This is a genomic window from Acetobacterium wieringae, assembly GCF_001766835.1.
Classification (GTDB): Bacteria; Bacillota; Clostridia; order Eubacteriales; family Eubacteriaceae; genus Acetobacterium; species Acetobacterium wieringae.
Genome location: NZ_LKEU01000037.1, coordinates 40,752 through 60,504 on the forward strand (window position 1 = coordinate 40,752; position 19,753 = coordinate 60,504).

A 19,753-nucleotide genomic window follows, 5' to 3' on the forward strand; every position below is an offset into this window, starting at 1 on the left:
TCCTCCTAGATATTTACTATCTCCAATAGTTCGATAATACTGCTAACCAGGTGGGTGGCTCCAGCCTGTCGTAGTTCATCTTCACTGCCGCAACCATAAGTAACCCCCACTGAATCAATTCCTACTTCTTTGGCACCAATGATGTCAAAGTGACGATCCCCAACCATCACTACATCGGCTAAATCCTTGACTCCATTGTCGTCTAAAAGATTCGTAATGATTTCTTTCTTGTTACTGCGAGTTCCATCATTATATGTTCCATAAACTCGATTAATTGAAATATCAAGCTTCAAACGCTCAACGATTTTCCGTGCATTGGTTTCGTTTTTTGTTGTCGCTACGGCCAGGAAACAGCCTTTTTCGCAGAGTGTGGCAATGGTCTCTTTAACGCCCTGGTAAAGCTTGGCCTGGTACATCTGGCCATTACCTACATATTCTTCCAAGTAAAATTCGTAGCCTTTTCTAGCCTCATCCAATGAAAAGCCATAAATATCCTGAAACGTCTTAAGCATCGGTGGACCAATCAAAGCATCAACATTTGTGACTTTCGGATCAGGAACATTCATTTTTTTCAGGGCATATTCAAACGAACAACGGATTGTTTCTTTCGAATCGATCAGGGTTCCATCCAGATCGAATAGTATATGTGAATAACTCATCGTTTCTCCTTGTCAACTTTTTATAATTCATTCAGAATTTTTGTTCGTATTAATTATAATATAGAAGCTACCTTCCAACAAGGCAAAATATTACTCTAAACTGGATAAAATCGTCAAAGAAGGATACTATTTAACGACTTTCTCCCCAATCAAAAGTATCCCTTAATTATATTGTGGCCCGTATGGTGACGTGATATAATAATACCAGTAAAATTGTTTAAGGAGGATTATAAAAAATGATTGCTATTCCAATTATTCTCGGTCTTTTTGTGATCATCGGTCTATGGCTTATTTTATCACGAAATAGCTTTGTCAGTATTAAAAATCAGGTGGAAGAAGCCTTTTCCACCATGGATGTTTATCTTAAAAAGAGATATGATCTGATTCCCAACCTGGTCGAAACGGTTAAAGGTTATGCCACCCATGAATCAGAAACCTTCACCAAGGTCACGGCAGCCCGAACAGCCGCCATGAATTCAACCAGCATTGATGAAAAAATTGCCAATGAAAACGCGTTATCCGGCTCCTTAAAAAGCCTTTTCGCAGTTGCTGAAGCCTATCCCCAACTGCAGGCAAACAGCAATTTTCTGGATTTACAGCAGCAGTTAAAAATGCTGGAAGATGAAATTGCCAACTCACGAAAATACTATAATGCCGTTGTCCGCACCATGAACACCAAGGTTGAATCCTTCCCCAGTAATTTGGTTGCCAGTATCTTTGGATTCAAAAAACAACCCTTCTTTGAAGTCGGGTCTGCTTCCGAACGGGAAAACGTTCAGGTTAAATTTAACTAAGCTAAGCTGGTTTAACGGGTTATTCATGTATTACAACAAAACTGACGGTGCTTTTACAACACCGTCTCAGACTGTCAAAAAAGCTAACCCAGTACCGACAATTGTTAGATCATGTTGTACGCATCGGAGCGGACACGGCAGAGCCTGTCCGATTCCGCAGCGTACAACAGATTACCAATTGGTCGGTACGGTAGTTTATCGACAACCTCTGACGGTGCTTTTACAGCACCGTCTTTATAAACTTTTGGGAGGTAAACCATGTGAAAAAGCAAATCAAACCGATCATTCTGACACTTCTTGTCTTTCTTGTTTTAGGAAGTATTTTTCCGGGAAGCACCTTTGCCCAGGAATATTTTGATATCAACCAGTATGATGTTACCATGAACGTTCAGGAAAACCACGCCTATCAGGTTCAGGAAAACATCACGGTCACCTTTACAGAGCCCCGCCACGGCATCTATCGCTATATTCCTTATAGCGGGACATTTTATCGGGAGATCAACGGACAGCCGGTAGAAACATCCTACAATGCCCGGTTAATTGATGTCACTGTGGATAATTTTAATTATGAGACCTCCACAGAAAATGGCAATGTCGTGATTCAAATTGGGGATGGCGACAAATATGTCAGCGGCACCCAAACGTATCCGATTTCCTACGTCTGGAATCCCGGCGATGACAAAATTGACAGTATGGATGATGTGTACTTTAACATTATTCCCCAGAATTGGGATACCAGCATTGAAAACGCCCATTTCAAAATTATCATGCCAAAGCCCTTTGATCCAACTCAGGTAGAATTTATCTCCGGCGGCTACGGCAGCAACATCACCGATGCTGTTGATTTTACCGTCAGCGGAAACACCATTGAGGGCACTTTAAACCGGCCCCTTTCCAATTATCAAGGAGTCACCCTTAAAATCAATCTGCCAAACGGGTATTTTGTCGGTGCCTTTACAGGCGATGAGTTTCTCCCCTTTATGTATCTTATTTTTGGCCTGTCCCTGCTTGGCGGTGCCTTGATTTGGCTCTTCACCGGACGGGATAAAAAACCGGTGGAAACCGTAGAATTCTATCCGCCACAGAATTTTACCCCCTCCCAAATCGGTTTTATTGTCGATGGTGCCCTGGATAAACCAGAGGTTATGTCTCTACTGATGTATTGGGCCGATAAGGGTTATATGACCATTGAACAGGTTGACAAGAAAAAATTCATCTTCCATAAGGTTAAAAATCTTCCCGAAAACGCTGAAGATTTTGAGCATACCTTGTTCAATAATCTTTTTGATCAAAAAGACAGTTTTTCAACCGTCAGTGTTCCAGCCAGTTTTTACGACACCATCGTGGCCACCAAAGAACAGATTAAAAGTTATTTTGATCTCCCTGATCATCAAATCTTTACTCCAGCTTCAAAAATCGGTCTGGCGGTCATCAGTATTTTTATGACGCTGCCGCTTTTAGCTTATGTCATTAATGGCGCCTATAAACTTGGCATGCTGACCTCATTTTTTGAAGGTCTGATTTTTATCGGGATTGTCGCCTGTTTTGCCGCTGCTCCCACGATTGTCGGCGCTAATATTATCACCTCTGCCCTGCGCAATCGCAAGGGTGTAGCCCGAAAAAAAACAGTGGGACGCCTGATCCTGGGAATTATAATCCTGTTTGTAGCGATGCTCCTGTTACTCGTTGTTAATTTTCTCTTGGAATACAATTCACTTCTGCCAGCACTGTTGGCACTTGGAGCTACCTTCGGCACCGCCTTTTTTCAAATTATTGCTACCCAGCGAACAGAAACGGGTCGGTTATGGTTGGGTCAGGTACTTGGCTTTAAAAACTTTATTGAGAAAGCTGAAAAAGACCGGATTCTGGCCCTGGTCAATGAAAACCCCCAGTATTTTTTCAATATTTTGCCCTACGCCTATGTATTGGGGGTAACCGACAAATGGGCCAAAAATTTTGAGTCGATTGCCATTGAGCAGCCCAACTGGTATTATGGCACCACTTACGGCAACAATTTTACTTCAGTGTTATTCGTATCGAGTTTAATGCGAAGCATGAACACAATCACATCGGATATTATTGTTCCGCCCAACTCCGGATCCGGAGGATTTGGCAGTGGCGGCTTCTCCGGCGGCGGTGGTTTCTCCGGCGGCGGTGGCGGCGGTGGCGGCGGTGGCAGCTGGTAAGGCGCTTTCTTTCACCGAGTATAATCAACAAAATATCATGCTTTAAAAAAACGCCAGAGCATATCACATTGCTCCGGCGTTTTTTGTATTAGACGTTTTTTTGTTCATCCATTTGTTTGATTACGTCACTTGCCAACGCTTCAGTGATCACCAAATGCTTAATATACCCAGTTTTTAAACCACTGATTACTGAAAAAACGTTGGCTTCCTGGGGTACAAATCCAATCACATCGCGTACTCGGGCCAACAGATCAAGCGGAATTTGGATCGAATAGTCCTCATCACTCCGTATCTGTTTCCCCTGGGGATTAAAAAAATATGAAAGCAGGCAGCCCACCGCTTTTTCATCGATCAGTTTTTTTCCAAACCGCATCGCCGACCCATGATCCGGTACGGAAGGATAGCTGCCCAGGGTTATAAACGCCGTCGTAAGTCGTCGCCAATAATCCTCAACTTGTTTAAAATCGTCCGACTCCATCACTTCCAGTTGTTCCTCTGCCGTGGCAGAGATAGCCGGGCAATTAAGATACTCCCCGTGATAGCCGGTTTTATCGGCAAGCTCTTTGACCAGTTCATCGGGATGGTATCCCTGTTGCGGTGCTGTTATTGCACCGATTAATGGGCAGATTATTCCAACGCTGATCCCCCCCCGTTTTTGCTGGGGTAAAGCAGAAATTACTTTGTTGGTATTATAACCCCAACCCAGCCCCAACAGCTTCGCTTTGGGTAAGAATTCCAGTAAAACTTCAGCACCGGTCTGATAAAGATCCTCCGGGAGTGAGACCACGTGACAACTTTTGAGATTAAAACGGTCACACAACTCGTTACCGAGTCCTCTGATTGTGCGATAGTAGGATAAGACATCAATTTTTACAATACCTGCTTTTCTGGCCTTATTCAGAAGATAGCTAACCGCAGGTCGGGATATCGCCAATTCGTTGGCAATCTCCGACTGGGTTTTATTTTGCTCATAATACAATTGAGCGACATGGATTAAACGGGACAATTCTTTTTCTTTCAACAAACCACCTCAACCTAACGCTATAAATGCCTGTATAATATATCGCATCCACTGGCTTTTGTCAATTTTACAAAGACCATTTTTCACTGCTTGTATGGTTGTGATCAGAGTACACTAATCCAGCGGAATCAGAATTGTGCATTTAAAGCGGTCATCAAGAATTTGATAAACCATATTTCCTTGGTAACTTTTTAAGACTTGTTTAACATTAGAAATCCCGTATCCATAATGATCTGCGTCATTCCGCTTGCTGCTTACAATATTGTTTCCTGACTTTTGAATCGTTTTTTCATCAACCGTGTTTTCGATATCAATCAGTAAGCTCTCCCGCTTATAATACATATTAAACTTAATGATTTTTTCCTGATTCCGTCGGCAATCCCGCATACACCCCTCAATGGCATTATCGAGGAGATTTCCCAAAATGATGGATAAATCAATGCTGTTAATCTTCAGTTTTTCTGGAATGGCAATGTAGTGGACAAAATTAATCTGATGATCGGCGGCAACCTTAATCTTATAATTCAGCAGTGCATCCACCACATGATTTCCTGATCGGTTCAGATCTGCAGAATTTTGGAGCAGTTCGTGAAATTGCCGCAGATAATTTTCAATTTCATCACTGGCATGGTTTTTGATCAAATACTCCAGCGTAATCAGATGATTATTCATATCATGCCACAATCCCCGTACTTCGTGGTTCTTTTCGAGCATTTCTTTGTAGTGCTTCTGTTGCAGTTCCAATTGGGCATTAGCATTTTTATATTGATTGATCTTTTCCGATTCATGCTCGAGAACATTTAAGATCACAAAAATAACGACGTTGATGTAGACCAGGGCCCCTAGAGAAACAATCCCCAGCAGATGCCGGTTATCAGCATGAACATCAATAAAGTAGAGGTTCAAACCGATAATGAAACTGATAAACGGAATACTAAAGAGCATCATATTCCGAATGATTAATGAAGCTTTCATTCGATTAATCCTGCCATGTACCGGGTAAAAGCATCGTATACTTTCTGATTTCGTTTGGGACTAATCGGAATCATCGTACCATTTTTCAAAATTGCAGTTTTTGTTTTGATGCTCTTGACATTTTTCAAATGAATAATATAAGATCGGTGGCACAAGACAAACCGCAACGAATCCAATTCTTTTTCCAGTGCTGAAATCGTATAATAGTATTCATATTCGGACTCGAAGGTTGCTACTTTAATTTTTCGACCGAGACTCTCAAAATATAAAATCTCATCACATTTTATAAATACGCGTTCATTATTTATTTCGATTTCATGATAATTATTCTTTGACAACCTGATATCATGCTCAAGTTTCTCCAAAACATGAAACACCTTTTCTTCCGGCAGTGGCTTTAATAAAAAATCACTGGCATTAACCGAATAGCCTTGGATGGCATATTCAATTAATGAGGTTGTAATAATAATCCGCACTGTTGCATTGGTTTTTCTGATTTCATTAGCAACATCTATTCCATCCTCGTTATCCAACCGCATATCAAGAAAAATAATGTCAAATTTTATGCCCGTGCGATTGGCTTCAACAAGTTCATAGCCATGCTTAAATGTGGTCAAACAATACTCTGCTTCAAATGGATACCGTCCAATTAAATCTACCAGAATTTTTTTATGTTGTTCCTCATCTTCGCAAATCGCAATTTTCAACATTCTTTCACCTTTTTCTATCCATAATCTTATCTTAATTAATTAATATATTATATCTTATAACCGTCCGGGTTACAATCTTTTACGTTCATTTAAACCATAGTTTTGATTTTGGTGACATTAGATTTAGTTTTCATGACATCGATATTGTTTTAATCAACAATATTTGCTAATATTTTATCAATCCAATACCGTGCTGATTTTATCCCAGTTCTGGATACTTACCCAGGATCAGTTTTGGGGCACCACCATTCAAACTCTAATAAAGGAACCTCTGTCATGAATCTGAAAAAGTTTATTAATAAACCAGAAAATATCACTTCCGAATTACTTGAAGGCCTTGCTCTTGCCAATCCCTTTCTACTTGAGGTAAAACCAAATAACCTTGTTATCAACAAGGGCCTAAAAACCGCTAACCGGGTTACCATCGTCGCCTTGGGAGGATCGGGTAATGAGCCAGCACTGGAGGGATTTGTTGGTGAAGGAATGATTGACATTGCTGTTGTTGGCGATATTTTTGCAGCACCAGGGCATAAGGCAGTCCTCGAGGCGCTTCAACTTGCAGACAAGGGCAAGGGGACTCTTTTAGTTGTGTTAAATCATGCCGCCGACATGCTGGTTGGCACCCGTACCATGGAAGAGGCAAACAGAATCGGTATGAAGGTATCAATGGTTGTAACCCGAGAAGACGTGGCCTATGCACCACGTTGTGATGCCGACAGACGCCGGGGGCTGGTGGGCTGTGTCCCACTTTATAAAATTGTTGGTGCTGCTGCTGCTCTGGGAAAATCACTCCATGAGATTACCGCTATTGCTCAGAATTTTGCCGATAACATGGCAACCATTGCGGTAGCCAATAAAACTGCGACCCATCCCCAAAATGGTTCAGCTTTTGCCATCCTCGGTACCGATGAAATGGAAATTGGGATGGGCCAGCATGGCGAAGGCGGCGGTGGTCGACACAAAATGAAAACTGCCGATGAAACAGCCATCCTGATGACAGATTTACTGATTGACGATTTAAGCCTATGTGCTGGTGAAGAGATCATGGTTATTGTCAATGGAACCGGAGCCACCACCGTTATGGAAATGTTGATTATTTTCAGATGTGTGCACAAATATCTGAGCTCCAAGGGCATCCGGATTGTGGCCAATTGGGTTGAAGAAGTTCTGACGGTTCAGGAACAAGCAGGCTTTCAGTTATTTTTTGCTCGCATGAATGAACAGTACCTCGAATATTGGAACGCCCCGGCACGCACGCCCTATTTGGTGCGATAGCCGATATGTATTCTACTAGAAGTACCCACAGCGAACTTTGCGATTGTTAATCGTTCACAGAAAATAATTTCATTTTTGTCTCCCACTTTTTTATCAATCGGTGTCTTAATCAAAATTAGCCCCTGCAAATTATCTGAATTTGCAGGGGCTATGATTTCATAATACTCTATTTTTTTGGAACAAACATCAAATCATTATGTTCCGATCAGTAAGACTAACCATAAACCTTCTGTCATGATGCTATTTTGATTACCCCTAGTAGTTCCAGTTCATTGAACGCTTAATGGCTTCCTGCCATCCATCATATGCTTTGTTGCGTTTCTCAGCAACGATTTCCGGGGTAAAGCTTGCTTCAATCGTCAGGGCTGCATCAAAATCTGCTTCTTTCCATAACCCAACATAAAGTCCTGCCATTTCTGCCGCACCTAAACTGGTTGCCTCTACCGAGAATGGACGGTCTACCTGAACATCCATCATATCCGCCATCATTTGCGCCAATAGGTTGTTTTTTGAGGCTCCGCCGTCAATCCGTATCGCTTTCATCTTTATGCCAGCTTCATTAGCCACAACATCCATAATATCTTTTAGTCTAAAGGCGATCCCTTCCAGGGTGGCACGGATCAGATGGGCTTTCTTCGTTCCCCGGGTGATGCCAAATATCGTTCCCCGGGCAAAAGGATCATGATAAGGAGCGCTCAATCCTGCCAGGGCTGGAACAAAGTACACCCCATTGGTATCTTCTACGGATCGGGCCAGGGCTTCAGTATCACTGGACTCGGCAATCACTTCCAAGCCGTCTCTCAACCATTGAACGGCAGAACCAGTCACCGATTCATATCCTTCCAGGGCATACGTCATCACATTTCCAAGTTTCCAGGCAATAACCGTATTCAGTCCCTGATCAGAAATGACGCATTCGGTACCAACGTTGATATCCAAAAATGAGCCCGTACCATTGGTGATTTTTCCGGTGCCTGCCGTTCGGCATCCCTGGGCAAATAAGGCCGCATGTTGGTCAGCAATCACACCGGTAATCGGAATTTCTGCACCCAGAATATCTTTCTGCACGACTCCATAATCTCCGGAGTCCGTAATGATTTCTGGAAATATTTTTGTATCAATGCCAAGAAAAGCAAGGAATTCCTCATACCATTTCCCGGTTCTTAAATCAAGGCTGCCCATAACCGAGGCATTGGAATAACTGACGGCATGTTTTTTTCCACCGGTTAATTTCCAGATCAGCCAGGTATCGATGGTACCAAAGAGGGCTTCGCCAGTCGCAATTTTTTCTTTGATCAGAGGCACATTATTAATGTACCAATTCAGCATCATCGAAGAATAAACCGGTCCCAATGTCCAACCGGTGGTCTTTCTTGCTTTTTCGCCCCATTCGCCAGCATTTAATTCCTGACAGAAGGCGGCGGTTCGGGTATCCTGCCAAACGATGGCATTGTATAAGGGTTCACCGGTTAGCTTATCCCATACCAAACATGTTGCCCGCTGATTGGTAATCCCGATGCAGGCAATTTCTTCCGGTGAAATCATGGCCTCGCCAATCGCCTTTTGACACATAGCCACGCTTTTTTCGTAAATTTCCACGGCGTCATGCTCGACCTTGTCTTCACTGGGGGTGTACTGGGTGAATTCTTCATAACTCTGAGCTACAATTTGCAGTTTTTGATTGAAAATCAAAGCTCGCGTACCGGAGGTTCCTTCATCAATGACGAGTACATACTTTTTCATTTCTTACTCCTTTTAAATTTAATTTATGTAATTCCTAACATGATTTACTAAAATGTCTGTGTGTATTCATTGGTCCTAATCGCAAACAAACGTTTACATCTTCGTTTCGATAAGTCAATCCCTGACGTTGCCTTAGAATGAAAAATAATGGTTTGTTTTGATTGCAAAATAGGGAATGCAAACAAATAAATTGGAGGGCATGGGCTAACTGAATTAACACTTTGATTTTTAGCATCCAATCTATTCCAAGGCAACTTCAGAGATTGACATGATTCATTTCGTTAAAACGTACGTCCGTCAGACTTTCTTTTTATTTGGACTAATGATCCCGGTACGAAATGCTTTACTGTACCTTCGGCAATTCCGGTCTTGTCCAAGTAGCGCATCGGTCGCAAAAATTGTTGCCATCATATCTTTGTTCGTTGGATCCATTACCGCTGAATCCATTCCCGCTTGAATTGCCAGTGCCATGAAGGTTCGATTAACCTGAGCCCGTCCTGGCAACCCAAATGAAATGTTACTTAATCCTGACGTAATATGTATGTCCGGGTACACAGCTCTGATCGCTCTGATTTCCGCCATGAAATTTATAAACGATTCGTTATCAGTCGCCAGTGCCAATAAACAGGGATCAAGATGAATCCGATCCGGTGCAATGCCGTATTTTGCTGCTTTTTCAACCATTATTTCGGTGATCTTTACCTTCGTTTCAACATCTTTGGGAATTCCATGATCATCGCAGGTTAAGCCGACTATTTCCCATGCGGTTCCTGCCAGCAACGCCAACAACACGTCACATTTATCTCCCTCCCCCGAAATTGAATTCAGCAATCCTGGTTGTTTCGCATATTTAAAAACAGCTTCAATAACCCGGGGGTTGGGGCTGTCAATGCACAGTGGTGTCTCAGTGGCCTCCTGAACAACATCCATGAGCCATTTCAGGGCTTCGATCTCCAGTTCCGGTGCGGTACTGGCGCAAACATCAAGATAATCTGCACCCGCCTCTGCCTGCGTGATCGCCAGGTTAGCGATAAAAGCGGAATCTCTTTTTTCAATAGCGTCTTTGACCAACGGAATGGTTCCGTTAATTTTTTCTCCGATAATTATCATGTCTTCTCCTGTGTACTGGTTGTTGCATTTTTACTTTACAAAAGTGATTTATGCAACAACCACAATTGGTTTTCTTTATTCTGATTTAGCTAGTTGTTATTTTAGGCACAGTTCAACAGCCAGAGCAGCTGCACCACCAGCATCCTTCGCAAAGGCATCACATCCCATTCGATCACAGAAATCCTGTGTGATGGGTGCGCCACCAATCATAATTTTGACATTGTCGCGAATGCCCGCATCGACAAACGCTTTAACAACCTTTGGAGTTTCCGGCATGGTAGTGGTGAGCAAGATCGAACAGGCGACAATGTCAGCGTGATGCTCAATGGCCGCTTCAACAAATTTTTCGGCTGGCACATCAATGCCGATGTCAATTACTTTTAAGCCCCTACCTTCGAGCATCATCCCCACCAGGTTTTTCCCGATATCATGCATATCTCCCTGAACACTGCCCAGAATAACAGTTCCCAGCGACTTCGAGTCCTGATCGGTTAATAAAGGTTTTAATACTTTCGATCCTTCCATCATCGCATGACATGAACACAATACTTCCGGGATATAAAGTTCATCACGACTGAATTCTTCGCCAACAATCGCCATCCCCGCCATCATCGCATCAAGAACTTCCTGAGCATCACAACCGACATCAATGGCTTCCTGAACTAAACCCGGCATGGCCCGTTCGTCGCCGTCATAAAGCGTCTCTGCTATTTTTTTTAAAATCTCCACTTTTTTCACCTGTCCTTTTTTATACGTTTTATTCTAAATTGATGGGGTAATTTCCGAATTCATGAACACATTTTACCATGTGCACCAGATTTTCTGCACTGACATCACCCTGTACATTGTGTGCCGGGGATAATAAAAATCCACCGCCAGGTGCTAAAGCTCTAATCGCATCACGAACCTCGTGGGTAATCTCTTCTTTTGTACCAAAAGGCAAAATCTTTTGAATATCAATATTGCCATGAAAAACAATGTCGTTCCCAAATTCCTTTTTCAATTCATAACGATTCATATTAGCTGCTGCTGGTTGAACCGGGTCAAGCACATCCACACCGCAATCAATCAAATCTGCGATAAATGGTTTGATAGCTCCACAGGAATGCAGCATAATCTTGGCTTGCGGATTGTATTGATGCAAGGTCTTTTTGGCATGTTCAAAATGTTCTTTTAAATGGGGTTTTACAACTTTTTTAAATGTTTTTGGCGACATCAGTGGACGATCCTGCATCCCCAGATCTTCTCCGCTGAGTCTTAAAATGTCAACGTATTCACCGACCTCAGCCATAATAACTTCATTGGTGCGTTTTTGAATCTGACAGATTTTATCCATTAGAGCATGGGCGAATTCCTGATTATTGACGATATCCCGATACCAAAGCTCGTGGCCCCGCATATAGGTTGCAAGTTCAAAGACCGCTCCGGCAAATTTTGCCAGAATTGCGAGATCCGTCGTTTCCCGAACCTCGTTCATTTCTTCCTTTAGTCCGGCGTAACGTTTTGGATCTTCAGGATCCGGCCAGATATAGTTCTCCAAGTCTTCAATAGATGTTGCATGTGCCAATGGTGGATTAACCAGTTCAAAGTAGAAATGTCCGCCATCAATGGCAGTTTTTTTCCAGTAACAACCCCATTCATCAGTAAAACTGCCGTCTTCAAAACTCTTGGTATGAACCGAAACACCGGATCGCGGGGAAATGTAATACATATCAATCCCGAGTTTTTTGATCATCTCAATTGGCATCTGAACTTCAGTCCATCGACCCATCCTGGGGTTCTCTGGCAAATATTCCATATCCAATAACTTTTTCATATCGCGGTACACATCAATCGTCAGTACCATATCAACTGGCACCCGGTCTGGTTCCTGGTGATTGGCTGCTGCCATCACTCTTTCTCTTGAATTCATTATTTCCTCTCTTTCTACACATAATTAATTCGCAGTTTTCTTAGATATTTTCGAGGCCTCGATTTTTTATTTCGTAAAATATTTTACTTTACCGCTTATTTCAACTACAATATAACACGATGTCATCTTCTTGTCAATATTATATAATAGTTTTATATTAACATTATATTAACTTTATGTTAATATGTTTGATTTAATCGAACAAATATGCTTTTTTTTAATTAATTTAATGTTTATTTTTTACGAATTTATAGCATCTTATTTGACTGTCGTTTTCCAAAAATCCTTTCATCAAATAAAAAAACGCATCGTCATTTTCGATGCGTCCCAAAGCATTAATACAATACCATAATTGAAACTATTATCTTTATATTATTTCGATGTTATTGCTCTTACAATATTCCCGATAAATTTCCGGAGTTTTATCATCAAGAATAAAACCGTCAAAAACATTTAAATCAACCATTTTTGTCAGTGCAACCTTATCAAACTTCGAATAGTCTGCCAACAGATAACATTTACTGCTGATTTCATAAATAGTTTGATTGATTTCTACCTCTTCAAACGCCCCATGGGTAATCCCCTTGTCAATCGATACTGCCATGACGCCCATAAAGGCCTTATCAATATTAAATGTTTTTAGGAACTCATTCGCCTCTTTCCCATAAAAGGCACCAGAAAAACTACGTAGCTTTCCTCCCGGCATATAGACTGTTATTCCAGAAATGGCCGAGGCTTTTAAGGCCACATTCAGTGAAAGCGTTATTAAATTGACATCCTGAATATCTTCGATATAGTCAAGAATCAGCTCGACTGTGCTACCGGCATTAAGCGCAATGGTATCACCATTATCAATGATCTTTGCCGCTTTTTGAGCAATTAACCGCTTCTCTTCAATATTCTGGGTCCGTTTTTTATAAATATCCATTTCCGAGGTCGTCTGATAGTTTATTTTTTCTTTTCTAAACGCCCCACCATAAGATAATGTAATCCCATATTCCTCCGCCAGATATTTTAAATCCCGACGGATTGTCGCCTCACCCACACCATATTTTTCCGAAAGACTGGCAACTTTAACCGAACCTTTGTTCATAATTGTATTTAAAATTTCTTTTCTACGATCAATATGCAACATCTCAGTTTCTCCTCATATGTGTTCTTTTTTATATTTATCAAGCTCATGGTTATTCTGATCATCGAGAACACATTTCTCAAAATTTATCTGAAATCAAATTCGAAAATTGATCTCTATACTAAATTGTACCCACAAATCCTCATTATTGCAAGACTAACCTATTAGAATTGACCTTATCAATTGCTTTGATTTTGATCGATCACGTCCTTGGCAGTTTGCTCAGCAATCACCAGATGTTTGATGTAGCCAGTTCGCAAGCAGCTGATGACCGCACTTGTGTTGGACTCCGGCGGAACAATACCAATAACATGTTTGATCCGAGCCAAAAGCCGTAAGGGAATCTGGATGGCGTAATCATCATCCCCTTCGATCCGCTCGCCCTGCAAATTAAAAAAGTAAGACAGCAGACTCCCGACCGCTTTCTCTTGCGTCAGTTTCTTGCCAAACCGCAGCGCTGTTCCATGATCCGGTACCAGGGGAAAACTGCCCAGGGTAATAATAGCGGTATCGGTTTTTCGCCACCGCTCAAGAATAGTATGATAATTGGTGGTATTCATAAACAATTCCTGATCCTGTTCGGTGGTGGGAAAGGCTGGGCTGATCAGGTATTCCGCCTGAAACCCAGTCTTACGAGACAAGTCGGTGGACAATTCATTGGGGTGATAACCGCGATGCGGTACTGTTGCTGTTCCTATCAGCGGACAGACGATACCCTGGGCGGTTTCGCCAGTCTTTGCCTGGGGCAAAGCCTCGATCACTCTATTGATGTTATAACCCCATCCCAAACCCAACACTCTGGCATTAGCAAGATACTCCATCAAGACCCTTGCTGCCGTTTGGTGAAAATCTTCGCCAGACTCCATTACATGACAGGTTTTCAGATTGAATCGTTGACACAGTGACTGACTCAAGCCCATTTGGGAGTGATCATAGGACATGATATCAATCTTCACGACCCCTGCTTTTCTGGCCTTCGTTAATAGATTGCTCACTGACGGGCGGGAAATATTCATGATCCGGGCGATTTCTGCCTGAGTTTTATTCTCTTCATAATATAACTTTGAAATTTGGATCAGTCGCAATAACTCTTTCTCTTTCATCTCGTTGCTTCACTTTCTTTACAAATGTTAGTTTTTATATTGTTTAATATATAACAATAGTTATCATATGTCAATATATTTCGATTTTTTGTTACTTGTTAAATATTTATCTACTTTAATGCTAACATATGCTATTTTTGATTGACTTGCCTCCTGACACTTGTTATACTGATGGCGAAGATGTAAACGATTGTGGAGGTGAACCAATGCCACTTGAACCATTAAAAATCAAAACGATGCTCCTTACTGCCGCCCGGGAAATAGCCGATCATGTTGATATCCTCACTGATCTGGACTGTGCTCTGGGCGATGGAGATCATGGTACGACCATGAAAAAGCTGACCCAGGTGATGTTTGACCAGATTGAGCCCTGGAATGAAACCACCAACCTGAAAGACGGCCTGGAATCCCTCACGGATGCCCTGGAAGATGTCAGCGGTGGTTCCGCCGGGCCATTGTTTGCAGCTTTTGTCTATGGCATGGCAGAAGCTGCTGAATCCGATGCGCCAACTACCGATGATTTTATCAGGCAGATTCTACTTGGTGCCTATGACGAGTTCTTCACAACTTCGAAGGCAGTAATTGGGGATAAAACGATGATGGATGCCATCGCTCCGGCTACTGAAGTGATCCGCAATTCCACTACCGATATGAAAACAACGCTGGAAGAAGCTGCCCGGGCAGCCCGAAGCGGTTCTGATAACACCGCCGGAATGCTGGCAAAATATGGACGCGCCCGCTACATTGGCGACCGCTGTTTAGGTCATAAAGATCCCGGTTCAGTCACCTTCGCCTATTTCTATGAAGGACTGGCCACAGGATATTTTGTATAATATTTATTATCTGAAGGGAGAAAAAAATGTACGAAATCATGCACGTCGGGGTTCCCGTTAAGGAACCGGTTTTAGAGGAGTTTTATGCCGAGGGTTTAAAGGTTCACATCTCCGGACCGGATAACAATCCTTTCAAATTTGAGTATCTGCGATTTGAAGAGGGTACTCCGTTTCATCCGGATGTGGTTAATTTTACCCACATCGCCTATAAAGTCCCCAACATCGATGCTTTTATCAAGGATCACCAGGCGACTGTTCTAAATGAACGGATGACGGTTGATGACCATCTGGATATTGCTTTTGTCAAAGTTAACGGTACCGTTCTTGAACTGATGGAAATGAAATAACCATTCTCACTCATCAAATTTAAATAAATAAGGGGGAAAAACCATGACGATGAAAAAATTTATTAACAATCCAGATAATATTACGGCGGAATTATTAGAGGGCCTGGCCCTGGCAAACCCCAGCATTCTTGAGGTGACTGACCACAACCTGATCATCAACAAAGGACTGGCCACTGCCGATCGGGTTACCATTGTCACCATCGGTGGCGCCGGTCATGAACCAGCTCTGGAAGGCTTTGTCGGCGAAGGGATGATCGATATCTCGGTTGTTGGCGATATTTTTGCGGCCCCCGGTTATAAAGCCGTGGTGGAAGCCTTAAAACTGGCTGACAAGGGCAAAGGCGTGCTGTTGGTGGTCTTAAACCATGCCGGTGATATGCTAGCCGGTGACCGAACCATGAAAGAGGTCGAAAAACTGGGACTAAATGTTATAAAAGTAGTCACCCAGGAAGATATTGCCAATGCCCCCCGCTCTGACGCCGCCAACCGTCGTGGTCTGGTGGGCTGTGTGCCTCTTTATAAGATCTGTGGCGCCGCTGCCGCACAGGGTAAATCGCTGACCGAAGTGGCGGCTCTGGCTCAGGATTTTGCCGACAATATGGCGACCATTGCAGTGGCCTGCAAAACGGCTACCCATCCACAAAATGGCGCATCCTTTGCGGATCTCGGCGAGGATGAAATGGAAGTTGGGATGGGTCAGCATGGTGAAGGCGGCGGCGGTCGCCAAAAAATGGCCAGCGCTGATGAAACTGCGGTGATCATGGCCGATGCCCTCCTTAACGATCTCGATCTGAAAGCGGGAGAAGAGGTGATGGTGATCGTTAACGGTACCGGCGCCACCACCATCATGGAAATGCTACTGGTCTTCCGACGGGTTCACAAATACCTCAGCGAAAAAGGTATCAAGATTGTGGCCAGCTGGGTTGAAGAGGTTTTAACGGTTCAGGAACAGGCCGGTTTCCAGCTTTTCTTTGCCCGGATGGATCCGGAAAAACTTGCCTTTTGGGAAGCTCCGGCTAAAACGCCTTATTTGAGTCGATAACTATGGCAGATCAGGATTCAATCAAAAAGGCCAAAGATTTTGGTTTTGACCACCCCATGGAAAAACGGAGTTTCCACGTTAAAGGGATGGACGATGTCGACTGGGGGATGAAAACCCGGCTATCAAAAATTTTTGATCCTGTCAGCAGTCATACCGTCATGCTGGCCTTCGATCATGGCTATATCATGGGCCCCACTCAGGGATTGGAGCGAATGGACCTGGCCATCCCCCCTCTACAGGACTATGCGGACGTGCTGATGGCCACCCGGGGAGCCCTGCGTACCTGTATCCGACCGGATCATAACAAAGCAATTGCCCTGCGCTGTTCCGCTGGTAGTTCAGTGCTCAAAGAAGATATGAGTAAAGAAATCATCGGCGTCAATATCGAAGATGCGATTCGGATGAACGCCACCTGTATGGCGATTCAAGCCTTTATCGGGTCGGAACACGAATGCCAGAGCATTGAAAACATCATCAGAACTGTCGATGCTGGCAACCGTTATGGCATCCCGACCCTGGGCGTCGTGGCGGTGGGCAAAGAGATGGAACGCACTACCAAATACTTTTCCCTGGCCACCCGGATGCTGGCAGAATTCGGGGTTCAGATTGTCAAAGTCTACTACTGCGATAATTTTGAAGAAGTGACTGCTGCCTGTCCGGTACCGATTGTCATTGCTGGTGGCAAAAAGGTTCCTGAGCAGGAAGCTCTTGAAATCACCTACCAAGCCCTTCAAAAAGGCGCTGCTGGGGTGGATATGGGCCGAAATGTCTTCCAGGCCGCCAACCCGGTGGCAATGATTCAGAGCATCCGCAAGGTTGTTCACGAAAAGTTCACTGGCGCCGAAGCCTTTGAATACTATCGTGATCTTTCTTCCCGTTGACAAAAATATAAAAAATCGGATTGGACGAGCTCTTCATCCAATCCGGTTTTTCTTTCATTAAATCAGGAATCCAGTTTAAGAACCGCCATAAAGGCTTCCTGGGGTACTTCCACGTTACCAACCTGACGCATCCGCTTCTTACCTTCTTTTTGTTTTTCCAGCAGTTTTCGTTTTCGACTGATGTCGCCGCCATAGCACTTGGCCAAAACATCTTTTCGCATCGCCCGAATCGTTTCCCGGGCCACCACCTTGGTGCCAATGGCTGCCTGAACCGGAATTTCAAACATCTGTCGGGGGATTTCTTCTTTTAATTTTTTGGCAATCCCCCGTCCCCGGTTTGCTGCCTTATCCCGATGGACAATAAAGGACAGGGCATCCACCAGTTCCCCATTTAACAGAATGTCAAGTTTAACCAGATCCGAGGGCCGATATTCCTTGATGTCATAGTCAAAAGAAGCATAGCCCCGGGTTCGGGATTTCAGGGCATCAAAGAAATCATAAATGATTTCATTCAGGGGCAGTTCATATTTCAGGATCACCCGGTTTTCTTCGACATAATCCATAGTCAGATAAACACCCCGACGTTCCTGACACAATTCCATAATCGCCCCCAGGTATTCAGAGGGCACCATGATGTCAGCATTGACAATCGGTTCTTCCATGGTTTTAATCTCAACCGGATTGGGCAGGTTGGTGGGATTATCCACCCATAACTCAGTACCGTCGGTTTTGATGACTTTGTAAATAACACTGGGGGCCGTCGTCACCAGATCCAGATTGAATTCCCGTTCCAGTCGTTCCTGGATAATTTCCATATGCAGCAATCCGAGGAATCCGCAACGAAAGCCAAACCCAAGAGCCATTGAGGTTTCGGCCTCATAAAGCAGTGAGGCATCGTTAAGCTGTAGCTTAGCCAGGGCCTCTTTTAAATCTTCATAACGGGAGCCGTCAGCCGGATAAATTCCACAGAAAACCATGGAGGTTACTTTTTTGTAACCCGGCAAGGGTTCCTTGGCCCGATTATTAGTTTCGGTGATGGTATCCCCTACCCGGGTGTCCCGGACATTTTTAATCCCGGCGTTGACATAACCAACATCACCAGCACAAAGCTCATCCATGGGAAACAGACCTTTTCCAAAGACGCCAACCTCATTAACTTCAAAGCTTTTACCGACAGCCATCATATCAATTTTCATGCCTTTGCGGATTTTCCCCTGGACGACCCGTACCGAAGCAATCACCCCCAGATACTGATCATAATAAGAGTCAAAAATCAGCGCTTGCAACGGTGCATCCACATCACCATCAGGTGGCGGTACTTTTTTGACAATCGCCTCCAGCACTTCCCGGATGTTGAGCCCGGCTTTGGCCGAAATCAGCGGCGCATCCTGAGCTTCAATGCCTATCACATGCTCAATCTCGTCCTTGACCCGCTGCGGGTCAGCACTGAGCAGGTCGATCTTATTGATAACCGGGATGACCTCCAGATTATTCTCCATGGCCAGATAAACATTGGCAATGGTTTGGGCTTCAATGCCCTGGGAACCGTCGACAATCAGCAATGCCCCTTCACAGGCAGCCAGACTACGGGACACCTCGTAGGTGAAATCCACATGACCAGGAGTATCAATCAGGTTTAAAATATACTCTTCGCCATCATCAGCAGTATACAGCAAGCGGACAGCCTGCAGCTTGATGGTGATGCCCCGCTCCCGCTCAATATCCATATTATCCAGAAACTGTTCTTCCATGTCCCGTTTGCTCATCAGCCCGGTGTCTTCAATCAGCCGATCCGCCAGCGTTGACTTGCCATGATCAATATGGGCAATAATCGAAAAATTTCGGGTATGTTTTTGTTTGTTTGTCAATTTTTTGTCCTCACCTTTCAAATCTATATCAATGGTTAAATTATGTTTTAATTCCTGTTTTTATACCTAGATCAATATTCTATCAAGAAATATTTTTTTTGTCACGTTTTTTCTTGATAAGTCACTGTAAATGTGTTAGAATTGCTATGTTATAAATAAATG

18 protein-coding genes are annotated in these 19,753 nt (G+C 43.4%); 7 read left to right on the plus strand and 11 right to left on the minus strand.

Going from position 1 to position 19,753, the window contains the following annotated elements; all coding sequences use genetic code 11:
• Nucleotides 1-5: 5 nt before the first annotated feature.
• Nucleotides 6-659: an HAD hydrolase-like protein gene (locus ACWI_RS13915; protein ID WP_070372045.1), complete on the minus strand. Its 654-nt coding sequence runs from the start codon at nt 657-659 to the stop codon at nt 6-8.
• 236 nt (nt 660-895) lie between these two features.
• On the opposite strand from ACWI_RS13915, the gene ACWI_RS13920 reads away from it, so the two are divergent.
• Nucleotides 896-1,453, plus strand: coding sequence for a LemA family protein (locus ACWI_RS13920; protein WP_070372046.1), 558 nt, complete (start codon nt 896-898; stop codon nt 1,451-1,453).
• A gap of 260 nt (nt 1,454-1,713) precedes the next feature.
• Nucleotides 1,714-3,639 carry a DUF2207 domain-containing protein gene (locus tag ACWI_RS13925; protein ID WP_070372047.1) on the plus strand — a complete coding sequence of 642 codons (1,926 nt, stop codon included), beginning with the start codon at nt 1,714-1,716 and terminating at the stop codon, nt 3,637-3,639.
• A gap of 88 nt (nt 3,640-3,727) precedes the next feature.
• Here ACWI_RS13925 and ACWI_RS13930 read toward each other — a convergent pair whose 3' ends face one another.
• From ACWI_RS13930 to ACWI_RS13940, 3 genes are all read right to left on the minus strand, one after another.
• Entirely contained in the window at nt 3,728-4,660 is a 933-nt protein-coding gene (locus tag ACWI_RS13930) for a sugar-binding transcriptional regulator (protein WP_070372048.1), read from the minus strand.
• Between the two features lie 114 nt (nt 4,661-4,774).
• Nucleotides 4,775-5,635: a sensor histidine kinase gene (locus ACWI_RS13935; protein WP_070372049.1), complete on the minus strand. Its 861-nt coding sequence runs from the start codon at nt 5,633-5,635 to the stop codon at nt 4,775-4,777.
• Entirely contained in the window at nt 5,632-6,345 is a 714-nt protein-coding gene (locus tag ACWI_RS13940) for a LytR/AlgR family response regulator transcription factor (RefSeq protein WP_070372050.1), read from the minus strand. Before ACWI_RS13940 ends, ACWI_RS13935 begins: the two co-directional genes overlap by 4 nt.
• 276 nt (nt 6,346-6,621) lie before the next feature.
• Here ACWI_RS13940 and ACWI_RS13945 point away from each other — a divergent pair, with 276 nt between their 5' ends.
• The gene (locus ACWI_RS13945; protein WP_070372051.1) at nt 6,622-7,620 is read left to right on the plus strand and encodes a dihydroxyacetone kinase subunit DhaK; all 999 of its coding nucleotides are present in this window, start codon (nt 6,622-6,624) and stop codon (nt 7,618-7,620) included.
• 255 nt (nt 7,621-7,875) lie between these two features.
• On the opposite strand, the gene ACWI_RS13950 is transcribed toward ACWI_RS13945, so the two are convergent.
• The 6 genes from ACWI_RS13950 to ACWI_RS13975 form a co-directional block, all read right to left on the minus strand.
• Nucleotides 7,876-9,363 (minus strand): FGGY family carbohydrate kinase, encoded by a 1,488-nt coding sequence (locus ACWI_RS13950; protein ID WP_070372052.1) that lies wholly within the window; start codon nt 9,361-9,363, stop codon nt 7,876-7,878.
• A gap of 297 nt (nt 9,364-9,660) precedes the next feature.
• A complete protein-coding gene (locus tag ACWI_RS13955; protein WP_070372053.1) occupies nt 9,661-10,473 on the minus strand; it encodes a methyltetrahydrofolate cobalamin methyltransferase in 813 nt (270 codons plus the stop codon).
• A gap of 96 nt (nt 10,474-10,569) precedes the next feature.
• Nucleotides 10,570-11,202 carry a cobalamin B12-binding domain-containing protein gene (locus ACWI_RS13960; RefSeq protein ID WP_070372054.1) on the minus strand — a complete coding sequence of 211 codons (633 nt, stop codon included), beginning with the start codon at nt 11,200-11,202 and terminating at the stop codon, nt 10,570-10,572.
• 28 nt (nt 11,203-11,230) lie between these two features.
• A complete protein-coding gene (locus ACWI_RS13965) occupies nt 11,231-12,385 on the minus strand; it encodes a uroporphyrinogen decarboxylase family protein (protein ID WP_070372055.1) in 1,155 nt (384 codons plus the stop codon).
• Between the two features lie 367 nt (nt 12,386-12,752).
• Nucleotides 12,753-13,520, minus strand: a complete 768-nt coding sequence (locus ACWI_RS13970) for a DeoR/GlpR family DNA-binding transcription regulator (RefSeq protein WP_070372056.1) — start codon at nt 13,518-13,520, stop codon at nt 12,753-12,755.
• A 176-nt stretch (nt 13,521-13,696) separates the two neighbouring features.
• The gene (locus ACWI_RS13975) at nt 13,697-14,620 is read right to left on the minus strand and encodes a sugar-binding transcriptional regulator (protein ID WP_070372057.1); all 924 of its coding nucleotides are present in this window, start codon (nt 14,618-14,620) and stop codon (nt 13,697-13,699) included.
• 206 nt (nt 14,621-14,826) lie between these two features.
• Here ACWI_RS13975 and ACWI_RS13980 point away from each other — a divergent pair, with 206 nt between their 5' ends.
• The 4 genes from ACWI_RS13980 to lsrF are packed head-to-tail and all read left to right on the plus strand — an operon-like array spanning nt 14,827 to nt 17,723.
• Nucleotides 14,827-15,453 (plus strand): DAK2 domain-containing protein, encoded by a 627-nt coding sequence (locus ACWI_RS13980; RefSeq protein WP_070372058.1) that lies wholly within the window; start codon nt 14,827-14,829, stop codon nt 15,451-15,453.
• Nucleotides 15,454-15,479: 26 nt separating this feature from the next.
• Nucleotides 15,480-15,800: a VOC family protein gene (locus ACWI_RS13985; protein WP_070372059.1), complete on the plus strand. Its 321-nt coding sequence runs from the start codon at nt 15,480-15,482 to the stop codon at nt 15,798-15,800.
• 43 nt (nt 15,801-15,843) lie between these two features.
• On the plus strand, nt 15,844-16,842 hold the full coding sequence (locus tag ACWI_RS13990) for a dihydroxyacetone kinase subunit DhaK (RefSeq protein ID WP_070372060.1): 999 nt from the start codon (nt 15,844-15,846) through the stop codon (nt 16,840-16,842).
• Between the two features lie 2 nt (nt 16,843-16,844).
• A complete protein-coding gene (gene lsrF / locus ACWI_RS13995) occupies nt 16,845-17,723 on the plus strand; it encodes a 3-hydroxy-5-phosphonooxypentane-2,4-dione thiolase (RefSeq protein ID WP_070372061.1) in 879 nt (292 codons plus the stop codon).
• Between the two features lie 62 nt (nt 17,724-17,785).
• Here lsrF and lepA read toward each other — a convergent pair whose 3' ends face one another.
• Nucleotides 17,786-19,591, minus strand: a complete 1,806-nt coding sequence (gene lepA, locus ACWI_RS14000; RefSeq protein ID WP_070372183.1) for a translation elongation factor 4 — start codon at nt 19,589-19,591, stop codon at nt 17,786-17,788.
• Nucleotides 19,592-19,753: the final 162 nt, after the last annotated feature.